Here is a 17,363-nt window from a genome sequence, read left to right as displayed (position 1 = left end):
ATCCCGCAACAGCAGCACCGAAACACCACACCTAAAGCTGCGGATTTACCCCGAGATAACAGCATCGCGACATAAAGTCGCTGCTACGAATACATAGCCCCGCGACAGCAGCAACGAAACGCCACACCTAAAGCTGCGGGTTAACCCCGAACATAAAGTCTCTGCTACGAATACATAACCCCACGACAGCAGCACCGAAACACCGACCCCATAGCAGCAGGCTTACCGTGACCATCTCTTATTTATAGGTCAAATACACTTCTCTTAGTCGAGCCAAGTTACTATATACATAGCTGCTCGATAAACGACCTTGATTGAGGAATGTTTTATCAATATTAACCGGCGTATTAACTAAATGGCCTCGACCAATCGCAATGGCATTTGTTGATTCACCAATTCGCGTACTTGCAGCATGACGCCACGCCTCATTTCCTTTAATTTGACCATAACGTGTTGGTGCCATGTCTTTTCTAGGTGTAAGTGGAATGCTAAAAGATATACCAGCGATTTGCACATCTGTATCTTGCGCAAATATGGACACGTAACTATCACCAAACCAAAAGCGCGTTTCTAGCTTAACGCCACTATCCTCATAAAAGAACTTACCTGCTGTGGCATGAAAACTAACATCTTGCTCAACCCAATTATAACGATAAGACAAGGTTTGATAATCCTTATCTAAGTCATAATCATCGTACTCAAAGTATCCAAGCTCTGCTGAAAATTGATGACGACCATTGCCACTCAACCAAGTTGTTTCGTTCTTAATACCTGTGTAATCATTAAACTCTTTAAAAAAGCCGATATGTGTTTGGTTATAAATACCATAAGGCAGTGCAAATGTTTGATAGATAGTCGCTTGTGTTAAGCCACTTTGTTTAGCCAAACGACCAAATGCTTTTCCATCATCGTAGTCACTCGTATTCGCAACTTCGGTTTCGGCACTTAAATTAATACCACCGCCATACCACATTGGTACATCAACATCTGCTTTTAAGGCGAGTGAAAAATCATAAACTCCCAGCTCCGTTGCCAACCTTGAGTCCAGTGCAGGACCAACGGTTAATCTTGGTTTAAAGTACGCGCTATTTGCCTTTGGCATACCAACCCAAGACACACTACCAATTGGGTCCATTTCGCCTCGACGAATATCCATATCAGGTGTAGTGCCAGTATTTACGAACTCTCTATAATTATTAATGTGGCCTCGCAATGCCAACATTGGAATACCACGATTTAGCAATTGAACAGTAAATTGCGCGTTCGGCTCGTTCACATGTTCAGCAATACGACCTAATACTAAACCAATTGCATCTATGTCGTTGCGATTAAAAACATAGTTTTCAAAACTCACGACAACATGAGGGTCTCGATTGAAGCCAACACTTACCGACTCAAAGCCGTCTTCCAAGAGCGCCGCTTTTAAAGCGCGCGTTTGCATTGTTAGAGATTTTTTATATTCATCACGCTCTGTGACTTCTTTTTTCGCTTCAGGAAGAGGTTTACGGGCGAGACGGCGCTGCTCCTCATAATGAGCTTTAAATGCCGCTTCTCGCTTGGCGTCTGCGTCAAGTGTTGGCGCTGGAGCTGCTTCTAGTGGGTCATTTAATGTTGCCTGCTCAAACAAAGGCATGGAGAAGTTTATACCCCAAAAGGTGTCTTTTTCAGCGTGATCAGTATTACTGTAAAACTTACTGGTAAGCGTTAAAGTACCCACATCATAAATCCATGCTTTTGGTACTGTTAGACGCAAACCGGCATTAACCGCATCAGCATCATGTTCCACTTGCACAGCTAGCCAGTCTAGTGGCTGCCACTCAATACCCGCAAATGCGCCATCCATTTGCCCGGTTGCGCGATCGCTTACCGCAAAACCCGCTGAAAATCTAAAGTCGTTCCATTCACGAGAACCTGCCAAATAATAGGTTTCATAATTATTAGCGGCACCGCCAAGGTCTTTACCACCTACAGCTAAGTTAAACCACTCTTTAGGCACAAAAGGGAGTTGGTATTTTAAGTTAAACGAAAGGTCGCGAGTTTGATTTTCACCATTAGCTACAGTAGTAAAAAGATTGTCGTGCATTGTATTAGAAGCAATCATACCGCTTACCTCTAAACCGTCAAACACACCCGCTGAGAAAATATAGTTGTGACCATCGAAGTAGCCATTGCCACTGTGATCAAGTTGGTTATTGTAACCAATATCTATACTTCCCTTTTCAAGTACCTCAGCAGTAGGGGTATTAAAAATACCAGTGTACCCCGCAAATGCAGTGTAGTTATTTATTTGGGTATCAGCTAAAACAGGTATGCTTGCAAGTGCAATGCTACCTGCAAGAATCGTATTTATTTTTGACATGTGCGCAGACCGATTTTTATTTTCAATTCTTGAATTAAATGTGGCAGAGCAAATTAACCAGCTCAGCCACCGTTATAAGTATTATGTAGACATCGTACAATGAAGTATAGAAAAACCCAACCTCGTAACAGCGGGTTTACCCCGAGATAAGCGCATCGCGACAACAGCACCGAAACACCAACCCCGTAGCAACGGGTTTACCCCGAGATAAAAAATCGCGACATAAAGTCGCGGCTACGAATACATAACCCCGCGACAGCAGCACCGAAACACCAACCCCGTAGCAGCGGGTTTACCCCGAGATAAGAGCATCGCGACAACAGCACCGAAACACCACACCCGTAGCAGCGGGTTTATCCCGCGGCAAGGGTTCCGAACGCCATCCCCGTAGCAGCGGGTTTATCCCGCGACAAGGGTTCCAAACGCCAACCCCGTAGCAACGGGTTTACCCCGAGATAAGAGCATCGCGACAACAGCACCGAAACACCACACCCGTAGCAGCGGGTTTATCCCGCGACAAGGGTTCCGAACGCCATCCCCGTAACCGCGGATTTACCCCGAGATAAAAAATCGCGACATAAAGTCGCTGCTACGAATACATAACTCCGCGATAAGATCGTCACACGTTTCTTAAATTAACCACTTTCTGCTCGGACTCACGTTGCGCTTCAAGCACTTGGCGTTTTTCATTCCACACCAAATCACAAATACCGTCTGTAGGATTAAAGCCTGTAGGCGCCTCTAACAACAATTTACGAATAAGCTCATGATCAAAATTATGACAAGCCGTGTCCATTGCACTCATAAAAGACTCTAGCTCTACCATTGGCAGTTTTACCTCGTTGGCCGTCATGATCCGTGGATGAGAGGTTTCTTCTACATTGTCACCAATCAATAACTCTTCATATAACTTTTCACCTGGGCGCAATCCTGTGCATTCAATTTCAATATCACCATGAGGGTTTGACTCTGATTTTACCTCTAAGCCAGAAAGATGCACCATTTTGGTCGCTAAGTCTTTGATCTTAACAGATTCACCCATATCTAACACAAATACGTCACCACCCTTACCCATGGCACCTGCCTGAATAACTAACTGCGCAGCTTCCGGTATGGTCATAAAAAACCGGGTGATATCTTTATGCGTTAAGGTAATTGGTCCACCTTCTTTAATCTGCTTACGGAATAGAGGCACAACTGAACCACTAGAACCAAGCACATTACCAAAACGTACCATGCAAAAACGGGTATTTTTAGACGTTACTTTACTTTCAGCCAAGGCTTGTAACACTAACTCTGCCATACGCTTGGTTGCACCCATTACATTGGTAGGGCGCACCGCTTTATCTGTAGAGATTAATACAAAGGTCTCTACTCCTGCGTTAATAGCGGCTTTAGCCGTGTAATAAGTACCAAATACATTATTACGTACACCCTCAACAACATTTTGCTCTACAAGCGGTACATGCTTGTAGGCTGCGGCATGGTAGACAGTTTGCACCCCAAAGGCTTTCATGCAAGTTTCAATACGGTTGATACGTTGCACTGACCCCATCACTGGTACTATTTCCAATGATACGCCTTTATTCAATGCAAGCTGATTCAGCTCCTTTTCAATGCTATATAAACCAAACTCAGACACCTCAAAAAGCACCAGCTTTTTAGGTCCATTTAATATAATTTGCCTGCATAGTTCGGAGCCTATAGAACCGCCGGCACCGGTTACCATAATGACTTTATCTTTTATATTTGCAGCCATCAGCTCTGCTTGTGGCGCTACTGGGTCTCTGCCCAATAAGTCTTCAATTTCGACTTCTTTTATCTCATTAAGCTGCGCTTTACCGTCAATAACGTCTGCCATACCTGGCACCGTCATCACCTCGAGCGGCAGTTTTTCTAACTTCGTGAGTATTTCTTTACGGCGTGAGCGCGATACGCTTGGTAATGCAAGCAAAACCTTATTTACTCGCTTTTTATCTATCAAATTATAGATTTCGTCAAAGGCGACAACGGGGATCCCTTGGATAATAGCATTATGTTTGGTAGCGTCATCGTCTAAGTACGCCGTAACATAATAGTCAGGCCCTGTTGCTAGCGCAGTAGCTAACTGCCGGCCTGCATCTCCAGCGCCATAAATAACCACTGGGGTTTTAGTAAATGAGGTTAATCGCCAAATAAGTGCTCTTACCAAAATACGCGATCCCCCCACTGAAAGTATCATCAACCATGCATAAATAAAGGGCATAGTACGAGGAATGGCGGTTTGCGTAAAAAATGAAGACAACACTAAAATCACGGTACTAATAACTGTACCAAGTACAACAGCACCTACAGCATTTGCCCCAACGTAACGGAGCACAGCGCGATATAAACCAAGTTTTACAAATATCACCAAGCTAATGGGGAGTAATAACGCGAGGATTAACCAGTTTTTAAAATTAGCCAGTGGTGCAAAGCTATCGAGGCGAACAATAAGCGCTAACCAAAAGGCGGAGACTATAAAAACTGAATCTAATACGAGCGTGAGAAGTCGTTTTTGGCTACGAGAAGCGCCAAGTAAGGCGCGAAACCAACTATCCATTGTGTTCCCTTTTTATTCCAATCCGAATTAAAACCGCAGACGAACTAAAGCATAGTACATGTTGCAGTATACACAAAAGTAGCAAAAATGTATGAGGAAAATATGAAGAAGCTTAAGTTTAAGACAGAGAGCATCTTAAACTAGTGTTTACCAACTCTATCTCCTGAACCACTGCCAGTTACGGTCATTACTATATATTTAAAATAGTTAGCCACTGTCAAAGTATCAATCATTTTCCTGTCTGTTGTCGCAAGTAATTCAGGGGTAGACATATCGATTTCATTCACCTGCGCGAGACCAGTAATGCCAGGCCTAACCGAATAGATGTCTTTAGCTTCTCTCGCATATGTGAGCTCTTCTTGATTGTAAAGACCTGGGCGAGGGCCTACCAAGCTCATTTCACCTTTTAGTACATTCCAAAGTTGTGGAAGCTCGTCTAGTTTTGTTTTGCGAAGAAAATGCCCAAATGGTGTAATAGAAGAGGTACTCGCAAGGTGACTTGCCACAGAAGCCGTATCTACTTTCATCGTTCTAAACTTAACTAAAGTAAATGGCTTTTTATTTCTACCAACACGCTCTTGAGTAAAAATTGGAGAGCCAGTATCAAAGAGGCCAATAACGTATAAAATAACCAAGAAAGGAAATGCGAATAAAAGGCCAAACAAGGCAAATAAAAAGTCGAGTAAACGTATCATTAAATATTCCATGTCTTAATTTTTAGCTGAAAGTTTGAAACCGTGTTCGATAGAGTAAGGAGGTTTCCAATTTAAAGTGGTCTTAGTGTGAGTGATATCTATTTGCAATGATCCGGTTAATCGATCAACGACTTCTTGCTTACCAAACAACCTACCAACTAGGTTAAAACACCATAAAGGCACGGGTAGTGAAAGGTTTGGCTTACTTTGCACTCTCGCCATGAGCGACACCATCTCAGCAGTTGATATATCGTTATCATCACTCACCAAAAAAATTTGATTAGCGGCCTTCGGGTGTTCAATACACACTTTGATTAAATCCACCAAGTTATAAACAGATACTAAACTGCGCTTGTTACTGTTTATTAATCTGAACGGTAATGGCAACCCCTTACTAACAAGTTTCATTAAAGATGCAAAATTAGCTTTCACACCTTCTCCATAAACAAGTGGAGGGCGAACTATAACAATCTCCATACCTGTTTGCTTACCAAGCTCCATTAGCAATAGTTCAGCTTCTGACTTAGAAACACCATAAAAATCTTCCGGTTTTGGTGTATCTAATGAAGTAAACGCTGATTTTCCTGTTGTACTTTCCCCATTCACTTTTATGGTGCTAACAAATATAAAGCGTTTTACTTTAGCTTTCGCAGCTTGCTTAGCTAAATTTAAAGTGCCAGCTGTATTCACTGCTCTAAAATTGGCTAATGGGTCAACAGAGCAGTCATTCATTATGTGAACCCGCGCAGCACAGTGAATTACGCAACTAACACCACTAAGCGCATCTGAGTAGTCAGAGTCCTCATCTAGATTATGCGTATAAACCTGTCCTAAGTCTGATTTTTTTCGACCCAAGAGCTTCAAAGTATTAGAGCTTTTTAATTCGCTAGCTAACAAACTACCTACAAACCCAGAATAACCAGTAATCAATAAACTATTCATTTTTCGTTTCGACAAGACAAAATTGATGCTGACATTTCTTTCATAATATTCGATCGAGTGTACTTCATATTAAAGTCCTTTCTATCAGTATACTCACTATTTAGGCTATTTAGCGCGCTGTAGGCTGCCTTATCATCTCCTGGATAAAACACAGCTGCATTACTTACCTCACCTCTAATAAATTCCGCAGCATAACCACTTACTCCTGCTAAAATTGGCTTACCTATAGCCGCATACTCAAATACTTTAGAAGGTAAAACTTTTTTAAAAGCAGGGTAGTCATTCAAGTGTAAAAATAATACATCAGCTTTAGAATATTCTTCAAGTAGTTGCTCACGATTAACTGGAGGGTGAAAAGAAATATTTTCAATACCTTTACAACTTGAGAGTAATAAATCCTTACGTCCGCCATCACCTATTATTTTAAAGTGATACAGCTGTTTACCTGCTTTAGCAAGCTCAGGAATTATAGCATTTAATCCTTGCCCTTCCCCTATATTACCTGCGTATAAAACCGTTTTTACTTTGTTATTACTTTCAGAACTTACACTTTGACTTTCAAAATCCAAAAACTCTTTATCTATACCATTAGTAAAAAACGTATATTTTGGACTTTTGTATCGTGAATAAAAGTATTCTTCAAAGCCTTTAGATACAAGATTAATATGGTTCGCATTCGAAAATGTATAGCTTTCAATTGCCCCCAAAATTGGCTTCATGATGAATGCTAGCTTAGGGTTTAATACATCTTTTATGGTGTCGACAAAAATATCTCGTACATCTAAATAGAGAGGCAACTTCTTTTTTTTCGCTATTCTCGCACCTAAAAATGCAGTAAATAGCCGAGAGCTAGTAGCAAAAACTAAGTCATACTGCTCATCTTTAACAGCTTGGTTCGCTCGCTTGTAAAAAGTAAAAAAGGATTTTACTTGATCAAGCATACCGCTTTTATGCGAAGGAAGCTCTACCCGGCGTAATCTCACATTACCATCAACTTCCTCTATTTCAGCTCCAGCATTAAAACTAGCATACCGATTCGGCATAGTTGTAATTACATCAACTTCGATTTTTTCTCGCTGCTTTAATTCTTCAACTAAAGCGGTGGCTCTAAATGAGCCTGCACAAAGATCGGGTTTAAAGTAAAAGGATAAAACAAGTATTTTCACACCAATCCCTTAATCATTCTTATTTCAGTTTGTAACCTACCGTTATCAAAGCTGATTTCGACTTTTTTGTTTGCAACAGATTTTCCAAATTCAGGATGCCACGTACTATCTTTTAACTGCAAAATGCTTTTACTAGCCAATACACACAATCTGGTACCGTGTTTAAAAATCTCACATTCATAATCAGAGTTTTGAACAACATCAAGCTCAGGATGGATATGTAAGTGAAAACAAGCGGCCTTTGCATGTGATAATTCATCTTGAATTTCTACCCTGTTACTGAAACATTCTACTTTTCTAGTATGAGTAACTTTAGGGTGTTGTTTTAGATAACCGTCGTGACTAGCGACCAACAATGCGCACCCATCATCAAATTTTGCCATTTTTAACTTTGAATATGCTCGCTTAGCAACTCTAAAACCAGACCAAACTTGTGAGGAGCTTATACCTTCAACAACAATCGTATTATGTGCTGAAGTTTCACGTTGCCTCAAGCGCTCTTTACTAACACCATAAAGCGAAGTACCTGAATTTACAAAAACTCTTTGTGTCCCTATTGATAGTTCAAAACTTAAAGTATCAGCATGCGCGTGACCTGGGAGGTAATCAGGCCCTACATTAGCGTGATCAAAGATAAGAGTATAGTCATCCAAAGCCACTCTGCTGTACCCACTAGCGAAGTTCGTTATCAACTTTTTACAATCAATCTCAAATAACAGTCCCAGTTTTTGAGCGTAGCTAAAAATATCTTCAGGCTTCTTGGCAATTCCTATAGCAGCATCATTAAAAAAGCTAACCTCGCCATCAGGGTGAACCATCGACTGAAGCCAGCTAAGCGCCTTTTCTGCAACAGCTTTCCACCTATCAAGGTAATTTCTTAACAAATCACTATCACTTGTATTTGCTAGGTCTATTAATTCTAGTAGATCCCAAAGTAATATCTCATGATACATCGGGGAAAGTTCAAAATGGGCGCCATCTTCCAAAAACTGCTCAGATATTTCTTTCTCTAAAATATCAACCCCTAATCTTAAATAACGCTCAGCTTGGACACCATCCAAGTATGCCCCTACGAATGTCAGGGCTTTAGCATTTGCAAATAAGTGATTCCCGAGAATGTGATATTCTATTTGTTTGGAAAGAGCCTCGGCTTGCTCTAGCATGCTTCTACTGTATTTAGGAGGAATAGATTTTTGTTTGCTGCACCATTTAACCCAATTAACCAATCGTAAAGAAATAGGATATGGCTCCCAACCATTTCCCAGACAGGGAGGGTTTTCATCTATCCAGCGTTCTATCACTACTCGGTGTAAATCGTATCTTTCATGAGAGTCATGGGCACTCAAATCATCAAAATAATGAAGGTTATATAACCAAAGCTTAGTTTTACTCGGACAATTCCAACCTAATGGCGTTGATATATCTCCAGGTTGATTTAAGAACTCTACAGTACTTTCTGAAAATATGCTTTGCGGATTAAGCTCTAAGCCACCCCAAATCCACTTTTTACGCGAAGATGAAGTTACTTTAGATACTTTCGGCTTTGTCAGCCTATAAAAGACTCTATAGTAGATCTGTTGAAACTTAAGATATTTCAGAGTATGAAATACCTTAAGTGCCATTTTTATTCTATTGCTCATTGATTTCTTAATTGCTCAGCTATATCGATTGATACTTTTGCTACTTCAAAGATTTCATCTATCGAAATTGGTGCACATTTACCATCGCGAACAGAATCAAGAAATAATTTAGAGCACAGGTTTTGCCCTTTATCTTGCTTCCAAAGGTTCATTTTCTTAAATTCTGAAAATCCGTAAGCTTTTAGCTTTACAAAGTTATCCAACTGTAAGACTTTACCATTCGTAAATACCTCTACCCGCTCCTTGGGAAAACTCGCTGCACCATTCGCAAAGTAATGTATAGTGCCAAATGACCCGTCGGCAAAGCCTAAAATTATTGCTGCTTTATCTTCAGTTACTTCTACCGAATCCGTATCTCCCATTCTTCGAGCTTGAACAGATACAATTTCACTTCCGGCTAAATAACGCATTAAGTCAACAAAGTGGCATGCCTCTCCAATTATCCTACCTCCACCTACATTTTTATCTTGTGTCCAATGTTCTGCTGGAATGGCGCCCGCATTCATAGTCATAATGAAAGATTTAGGTTCTTTAATTGGCTCTAATAGCAGCTTCATTTTTTGAATTTGAGGAGAGAATCGACGATTAAAGCCAACCATTAACTTCGGTGCTAAATCCTTCTTACAAGCCTCTTTATAAGCAGCCTCAACTTCCCCTAGTTCTTCATAGTTGATTGCCAATGGTTTCTCAACAAATACATTCTTACCAGCCTCAAGAGCTGCCTTTACAAAAGCTGCATGGCTATTGTGCTGGGTGACGATCGCAACAGTGTTAATGTCATCATTTTCAATCATGGCTCGTGTATCAGTAGTTGCTTCTACAAAGCCTGACTTTTCTCCATGAATCACTCCATTTATCCCACCTGACGTTGCGACACTATGAAGTTGTGCACCAGCTTTCTTAAAAGCAGGTATTAAAACTCGTGAAGCATAATTACCTGCACCAATAAATCCTATTACAGGCTCATTTGCTTGATAATTTACAGTGGGGTTCAATGATACTGTTTTAACGTGCCGTGCTTGAGGTTCTGACTCAAACTGCAATAAAATTCCTAAGGCGCTCTTATCCGTAGTCAGTAGTTCATATGCATCACTTGCATTTTCAAACTTAAAGCGATGTGTAATTAATGGTTTAACATCTAACTGACCACCAGCCATCATATCAAGAATTGCTTCAAAGTTACGCTGCTCTGTCCAGCGTACAAACGCAAGAGGGTAATCATTTCCTTGTTCCTCATAATTAGGATCGTAACGGCCAGGACCATATGAACATGAAACTTGGAACGATAATTCTTTTTCATAAAAGTCGGCACGGCTCAGTTCTAACCCTGTAACGCCTACAAGAATAATTCGCCCTCGCTTTCGACTCATTCGTGCAGCTTGTGTAACCGGATCATTAGACTTGGTAGATGCAGTGATGATAACGCCGTCAACTCCTACACCTCTACTAAATTCAAGCCCCATGGCAACTGGATCTTCGCCTTTTCCGGGGTTACAAGTCTCAGCACCAAATTCTTTGGCCAACTCTAACTTAGCTTGATCATAATCTATTGCTAATACTCTACAGCCCTGTGCTCGTAACATTTGAACCGTTAGTAACCCAATTAGCCCTACACCTGTAACTACAAAGCACTCACCCATAGTTGGGTTGGCTAGACGTATACCTTGCAGGCCAATACTTGCCACCACTGTAAATGAAGCTTCTTCATCAGAAACACTATCCGGTATCTTAGCAACAAGATTCTTACTCACCCGTACAACATCAGCATGAGGGCCATTTGATACGACTCGATCCCCTACCTTAAAACCATCAACCTCTTTACCTAAACTATGAACACAACCAACATTGCAATACCCTAAAGGTAAAGGTTGGGCGAGTTTGGATTTGACAGCGTCTAGAGTTGTCATCAAACCATCAGTCTGTACTTTTTCGAGCACCATTTTGACTTTATCAGGTTGTGAACGTGCCTTATCGATTAGGTTTGCTTTACCAAAATCGACTAGCATCCGCTCTGTTCCTGCAGAAATTAATGTTGTTGTCGTATTAATAATTAGGTGTTTTTTATTATCTCGTGGTACCGGTGATTCCACTATTGAAGAGCCACCTTTCGCCATATCTTGAAGAATTTGTTTCATATTTTTTTCACTAATAATGGAGTTTTGCCACTAACGCTTTGATAAGGTTTCTCTACTTCTATAAACGAAAATTGTATTTTTACGTTCTTAGTATCAAACAACTCTTTAGGATCCTTCCCCTCCAAATCTCGCCTCAATGTAAATAAAATAACGGCTTCGCCTGATCTTACAGGGTAGACTTGAATACTAGAACAGTAATCAAATAGCTTATGATGCCGGCCAAAAATCAGCGCAGTCAAAAATATCTTATTCCCACTTTCATCTAGAATAAACTCGCCATTTCTTCCTTGTGAAATAGTAAAGCTAGTCATCATCCCCTCACAAATGGAGGGCTCTATTATATCTTCAGTGTTGTATCGAATTAAAGGGTGCGCTTTATTATAGTAACTGGTAGACACTAGGTTAGTTACACCTGCCATATTAACAGCTTCTGCGAAGCCATATGTCTGCAAAGGTACGTACTCACCTTTGCCTTCTAACTCTCCAGCCAACACCGCTCGTTCAGTATGGCCATACCAAGAAACTGATTTACAGCTCAACAGACTTTCTACTTTTAATCTTAAAGTCGGATTAGGAAATTCTGAGCCCAACATCATACCATCGATACTCATCTCCAATATTGCCAGAAGGGGATGCCCACTAGTTTCCAACCATAAAACGAAATCAAAGATAGCGCTTGGATAACCATGTAAAAATCGAGGTTTAAAATGACTAAACTGCTTAAGTAACTCATCTGCGATTTCCTCCCAAGATCTATATATATCAACGTTTAGCTGGTGCCGTGCTGAGTCGTATTGAATACACTCAGTAAGGTTCGAACGACCTGAAAATACAACTCTTAGTTCATTTTGTTTGAAACCCAAAGCTGACCATATCATATGCATGTGGCCCCACTCATGACCCACGCTTGATGGCTCAATAGCCAAATCTAAAGGATTTCCAGAACTCCCTCCTGTATTCTCTATGTATGATTTAACATTTCGATTAGTGCGTTCCTCAATAGAAAATTGCTGTAAATCAGCTTTCGATAATACAGGGATTTTCTCAATATCATCGAAGCAAGTTAAAATTAAAGGGTCAAAATTATGCTTGTCATAAAAAAATCTATAAAAATCTATATTTTCATAAGCATAAATTGCAATTGACTTTACTCTCTCAAAAATAAATTCCTTTTTTCCGTCCATACCTAACGAATCAAAATGTGCTAGCTCTTTCTGTCTGGCGCTATAAATAGAACCAATACTTGGCCGATTAGCATAAGGAATTCTTGAAATCAATTTTCCAACAAAAAATGGAAGGTTAGTTAGTCTTCTCTTTATAAAGGAAACAAGGTTAAAACTCATCTTTTTTTGATTCCAAGTTTAAATAGAAAATGAATAAAACCAGCTCTAACCTTAGTATAATTAAGCTTCAAAAAATAATCGATACTAGTATCCTTTTTCATAAATATGGGTAGCCCTTTTCTTTTTAGTCGATTTTTTCTAAAAAAATCGTAATACTGTCGCTCATCTAAATGAGAAAAATTGGATAGCTCCGTTAATCTATTATAATTTTCTTTACTACAAAACGGAGCTGCTTCCATAAAGGCTTCGTTATAAGTCAGCTCAGCAACCTTTACGGTATTCGAACAAGGATCCCATTGAACTGCCATACCTACGTCACAATAATCAGGAAACTTTAACTTCCCATCATAATAATAATTCTGCTGAAACGCGCCATTTCCAATACCGTAAAAAATATGTTTCCCTCTATATACTTCACACCCTTGTAAACAGTGTGCATGGCAGCCAATTATGATATCTGCACCTTGATCTATAAAACCAAAAGCCATTTTTCTATGTAACGGTAAAGGATATATCTCAGTTTCGTAACCCCAGTGTAAAAATAGTGCAACTTTCCTACCCAAAGCTTTTTGTTCTTTAATTCTAGACTTAATTAGAGCGTCTTTTAATGGCATTACACCTTGTTTAGTTTCCGTCGCATGAACACACCCGATAAGATCCCAACCAGCTGAAATAATTGCTACTTCAACACCACTCTCCCTTATAACTGTTGCTGATGATGCACTGATAAGATCTTTCCCTGCGCCAACACTTCCAATTTTACTATGTTTTAAGATTTCTAAACTGCTCGTAACTCCATCACATTTATCCATAATGTGGTTGTTTGCAAGCGAAAGTAACAGCCTCTCTTCATCAAATGCAGATACTATCGCCTCAAAGTTGTTATAAACCCCTTTATCGAAGCTAGGAAGCACCGGGGAATCAACTAAATAGCCCTCACAGTTAACGATAAAATACTCTGAGAAATCAAACCCGCGAGTAGAAAAGCTTTCATTAATGGCTAAATCACCTATAAAATACATCAGACAACATCCACAAACTTAAACCCATCACCATAAGTGAATATATTAAATATAAAGTCCACACCTTTATAAGAGAAATATAAAGCAAGTGCCCAATTTACAACTGAAACCTGCTTACTTTCCCTAAAAGACAGATAAACAAAGCAAAAATACAAAATAAAGACTAGCCTTTCCCCTCCAGAAAAATAAGACAAAATAATAATAGGGAAAGACAAAATAACCCACTTAACTTTATCTAAATTAGTAAATAAGAGAATTATAAGACAAAAAAACGCAGGCTTTATCATCTCTAAATAATTCATATTTATTAAAGAATAACCTATAAATTTCCGTTGAACATGAGAAAAAATGGAAAAGCCAACAACAAAAACCAAGCCAAGAAGGAAAACTCTAAAAAACAGTTCCTTGTAGTTCCTAAACTTAAAAAAATCACTAATATCGTGAGAAATCACGAAATAGAAAAATATAAAAACAATTGCTTGAGAATGAAAAAGTACGGAGAAACACATGAGCAAAATTCTCATACGACCTTTCTCAAAATATAGTGACAGTAGAAAGAGGGCAGCAGCAAACTTTAATCGCTCAGCTGAAAAGTATATCACCATAATGTAAAAGTTAAGAACTAGAAACAAAAAAACAAAAATTAAATTAATACGCTCTCTAAAAACAAAATATGAAGCTAAATACGCCAAGATGGAATTAATAAATGATATCAAGTATGCCTTTTCAATCATTAAATAATTTGAAAATATATATGTAACTAGAAAATAACCTGGCTCTGAAGTAGACAAGGCGCGCTGATACATTTTAAAAGCATCAGATATATTATTATAATAAGAAAGATCAGCATAGTACCTGCTATAGTAAAACTGATCACCTAGAACGAAGTAATCAAATACATAAAGACTTACAAAAAAAACAAAGGTTGAATATAAAAAAGCGTATAAAGAATCCAATCTAACCTTCATTAAACTCTCCTTGTAACCGCCTATTTCTAATACCATCATCCAACCCAGAATAAAAGTATATAGCCATCTTAACCAATGAGAAAAACAATCTAGAGTTAGACACCTTGATATTAGATAGATCAAAAGAACTACTACTTTTATGGCACTGCTCGAAAGTGTTAAGTGTATGTTCTATACTAAACTCCTTGCTTTTCTCTCGACAACCTAAAGAAACCTCTTTCCAATGTTGATCGTCTAATAACTGAGTTATCACGTCATCGATACGATATCGAGGCTTACTATTATCAAGTTCATTATAATCTAGGCCATCTACGTCGCTGAAATAGCCATATGTTTCAAAAGCATTAAGATTTTCCACTCCTACTATCGACGGGATACCATAGGATGACGCCTCGATAATTGCAGTTCCTCCACCAATAAAGACAAATGCATCAGAGATGACCTGCTTAAAATTAGAGTATTGAAAGTGGCCATGCAAAAAGACCTGATTCTCTAGACCCAATTCTTTAATTAATAAACTTAAGTTTTCTTTCTCTGGGCCTTCGCCATAGATGTGAAACTCCATTTTTTTATTATTTTTAGTCAATGTTTCAAAGTTTCGAATAACAACCTCAATATATTTCTTAAAATCGAATAGGTTCCCTATCGTTACTACCTTATTAACCTTACCCCCCCTCCTTTCTATCAACTCTCTCCCCTTTAGGGATAATCCAATTGGTGTAATAAATGACTCTGTGAAATTTACATTAAAAACTCTTGCATAATCTTCCCTATTCTTTTTATTAAAGAATATTATTTGGTTTTCAGACATTTTACTTAACATAATCTCCGTTAACCTTTTGAAATAATAGGATTTAGACTTAAATAAATATTCATTCTGATGATAGACAGCAGTACTTACAATTAGCTTTCCATTACTAATTTTTGACAATCGTTGAGCAAATAGCAATCCGTAAACACCCATACAGTGTACATTGTTATCATTTTCGCTTAAAATTTTAGCTATATTATTTATTTTTAATGGAGCACAAATTAACATTTGCTTTTTGAAAAAGTAAAATGATAAGAACTTTACATAATCTTTAAGAAAGTAAACTGAAGCATATTCTCTTAACTCGATTAGTATATTTTCATCACTTATACATTCTATTATCAATACTGATGACTTTAACCCTCTTTCATATCTTTCTTTAACAACTCTAAGTATAAACGTAGAACCACCATTCAATACAAAGTTACTAGCGATAAACAGCATCTCCACCCCTTAAAAAGTTATATAAAAAGAATAATAGAAAAACAGAAAAAGTAAAAATTGCGCAAAACATATATACTTCAACAACTTTTTCATAAGTTGATATATTCGAAAAAACCACAACGAAAACAAATGTTCCGTACATCAGAAATTCTAATAAGATGTAGTACTTTACTCTGGAAAATGATAAGAAGTAAAACCCAAAAACCATACAGAGAATTTTGAAAAAGTCCCCTACATTTTGATAAATAAGAGAGCTTTCTATTACAATGAATTCACGAGAAAACAAAATAGTAATAATAAATTCACCTAAAAAATAAAACAGAAGCATTAATGACGAAAATAAAAGAATTAGAAAGGAGGAGAACTTCACTGAAAAAAGCTTACCATTTCTATTATTCCCTATTCTCGATAATTTCGGAAGATATACTGTTGTCAAAATTATTGTAAAAAAACTCATATATGCTGCTGATAATCTAGTGAGCGCTTGCCAATATCCAGCCTCCGCTAGGCCTTCATTTACAATAATATTCTGTCTGATTATTATTTCACACAAAGGAGCAGAGATGCAGCTAACCAATATCATGAGGCTATATTTGAGATAAGGTCTAAAATCTATAGTTCTAAAAACCTCTAAATCAAATTTGTAGACAAAAGAAGTCAAGCTACAATTCAGCCATATTCTAGTATGTAACAGAAACCCCGTAATAAAATAAATACAATACGACAAGAACGATGCTAAAATCGCACCATTAAAACCAAAAAACTCGATCAACAGATATGCTAATATAGTTAGAGTAGCAGATCCTAAAATCTGATTTCGATAATATAACTTAGAGAATCCTCTCGCGATAATAAAGCCATTACAGAAATTTAATGCTGTTATAAAAAAAACAATAAAGAAAGATAATATGACAATGAGTCCAACATTCAATTGCTCATAAAAGTTAGGAAAAGACAAAACTGAAATCAACACCAGAAATATAATTATCAAATTCGTTACCAATGAATATAGAGCAGACTCATTTAAAAATTGATTTCTATAATTATTTGAAGCTTTCTTTGAACATTGCGATATAATATACTTGGCAATTCCACCACCAGAAAGCATAGTAAGAATTGTAAATATATTTATATAGTGACCGAGCTCTCCAAGTCCAGTCACTCCAAGATTAATTGAAATAAGCTTGATTAATACGAGGCCTGAAAGCATCCTTGCCAAATTGGCTAATGCCGATTGAAAACTCTCTTTCAGCATAA

The 17,363-nt window shown here is 38.2% G+C and carries 12 protein-coding genes; all 12 read right to left on the bottom strand.

The annotated features are described in order from the left end of the window. Positions 1–238: 238 nt before the first annotated feature. Entirely contained in the window at positions 239–2,359 is a 2,121-nt protein-coding gene (locus MHN32_RS20295; RefSeq protein WP_239422646.1) for a YjbH domain-containing protein, read from the bottom strand. 619 nt (positions 2,360–2,978) lie between these two features. After that, positions 2,979–4,940 carry a nucleoside-diphosphate sugar epimerase/dehydratase gene (locus MHN32_RS20290; protein ID WP_239422645.1) on the bottom strand — a complete coding sequence of 654 codons (1,962 nt, stop codon included), beginning with the start codon at positions 4,938–4,940 and terminating at the stop codon, positions 2,979–2,981. Between the two features lie 140 nt (positions 4,941–5,080). Then, a complete protein-coding gene (locus MHN32_RS20285) occupies positions 5,081–5,635 on the bottom strand; it encodes a sugar transferase (RefSeq protein WP_239422644.1) in 555 nt (184 codons plus the stop codon). A gap of 15 nt (positions 5,636–5,650) precedes the next feature. After that, positions 5,651–6,577: an SDR family oxidoreductase gene (locus MHN32_RS20280; RefSeq protein ID WP_239422643.1), complete on the bottom strand. Its 927-nt coding sequence runs from the start codon at positions 6,575–6,577 to the stop codon at positions 5,651–5,653. Further along, a complete protein-coding gene (locus MHN32_RS23875) occupies positions 6,574–7,743 on the bottom strand; it encodes a glycosyltransferase family 4 protein (RefSeq protein WP_239422642.1) in 1,170 nt (389 codons plus the stop codon). The genes MHN32_RS20280 and MHN32_RS23875 overlap by 4 nt, the downstream gene beginning before the upstream one ends. Next, positions 7,740–9,383: an alginate lyase family protein gene (locus MHN32_RS20270; RefSeq protein WP_239422641.1), complete on the bottom strand. Its 1,644-nt coding sequence runs from the start codon at positions 9,381–9,383 to the stop codon at positions 7,740–7,742. The genes MHN32_RS23875 and MHN32_RS20270 overlap by 4 nt, the downstream gene beginning before the upstream one ends. Beyond that, on the bottom strand, positions 9,380–11,518 hold the full coding sequence (locus MHN32_RS20265) for a bi-domain-containing oxidoreductase (protein ID WP_239422640.1): 2,139 nt from the start codon (positions 11,516–11,518) through the stop codon (positions 9,380–9,382). The genes MHN32_RS20270 and MHN32_RS20265 overlap by 4 nt, the downstream gene beginning before the upstream one ends. Beyond that, the gene (locus MHN32_RS20260) at positions 11,515–12,861 is read right to left on the bottom strand and encodes a hypothetical protein (RefSeq protein ID WP_239422639.1); all 1,347 of its coding nucleotides are present in this window, start codon (positions 12,859–12,861) and stop codon (positions 11,515–11,517) included. Before MHN32_RS20260 ends, MHN32_RS20265 begins: the two co-directional genes overlap by 4 nt. Further along, positions 12,858–13,883 carry a CapA family protein gene (locus tag MHN32_RS20255; protein ID WP_239422638.1) on the bottom strand — a complete coding sequence of 342 codons (1,026 nt, stop codon included), beginning with the start codon at positions 13,881–13,883 and terminating at the stop codon, positions 12,858–12,860. The genes MHN32_RS20260 and MHN32_RS20255 overlap by 4 nt, the downstream gene beginning before the upstream one ends. Then, positions 13,883–14,851 (bottom strand): EpsG family protein, encoded by a 969-nt coding sequence (locus MHN32_RS20250; RefSeq protein ID WP_239422637.1) that lies wholly within the window; start codon positions 14,849–14,851, stop codon positions 13,883–13,885. Before MHN32_RS20250 ends, MHN32_RS20255 begins: the two co-directional genes overlap by 1 nt. Continuing rightward, positions 14,841–16,106, bottom strand: coding sequence for a glycosyltransferase (locus tag MHN32_RS20245; RefSeq protein ID WP_239422636.1), 1,266 nt, complete (start codon positions 16,104–16,106; stop codon positions 14,841–14,843). Before MHN32_RS20245 ends, MHN32_RS20250 begins: the two co-directional genes overlap by 11 nt. Further along, a complete protein-coding gene (locus MHN32_RS20240) occupies positions 16,090–17,361 on the bottom strand; it encodes an oligosaccharide flippase family protein (protein WP_239422635.1) in 1,272 nt (423 codons plus the stop codon). Before MHN32_RS20240 ends, MHN32_RS20245 begins: the two co-directional genes overlap by 17 nt. Positions 17,362–17,363: the final 2 nt, after the last annotated feature.

It is taken from the genome of Pseudoalteromonas sp. Of11M-6 (genome assembly GCF_022347905.1).
GTDB lineage: Bacteria > Pseudomonadota > Gammaproteobacteria > Enterobacterales > Alteromonadaceae > Pseudoalteromonas.
Note: the sequence above shows the minus strand (reverse complement) of the source record. Positions and strands in the feature narration are given on the sequence as shown.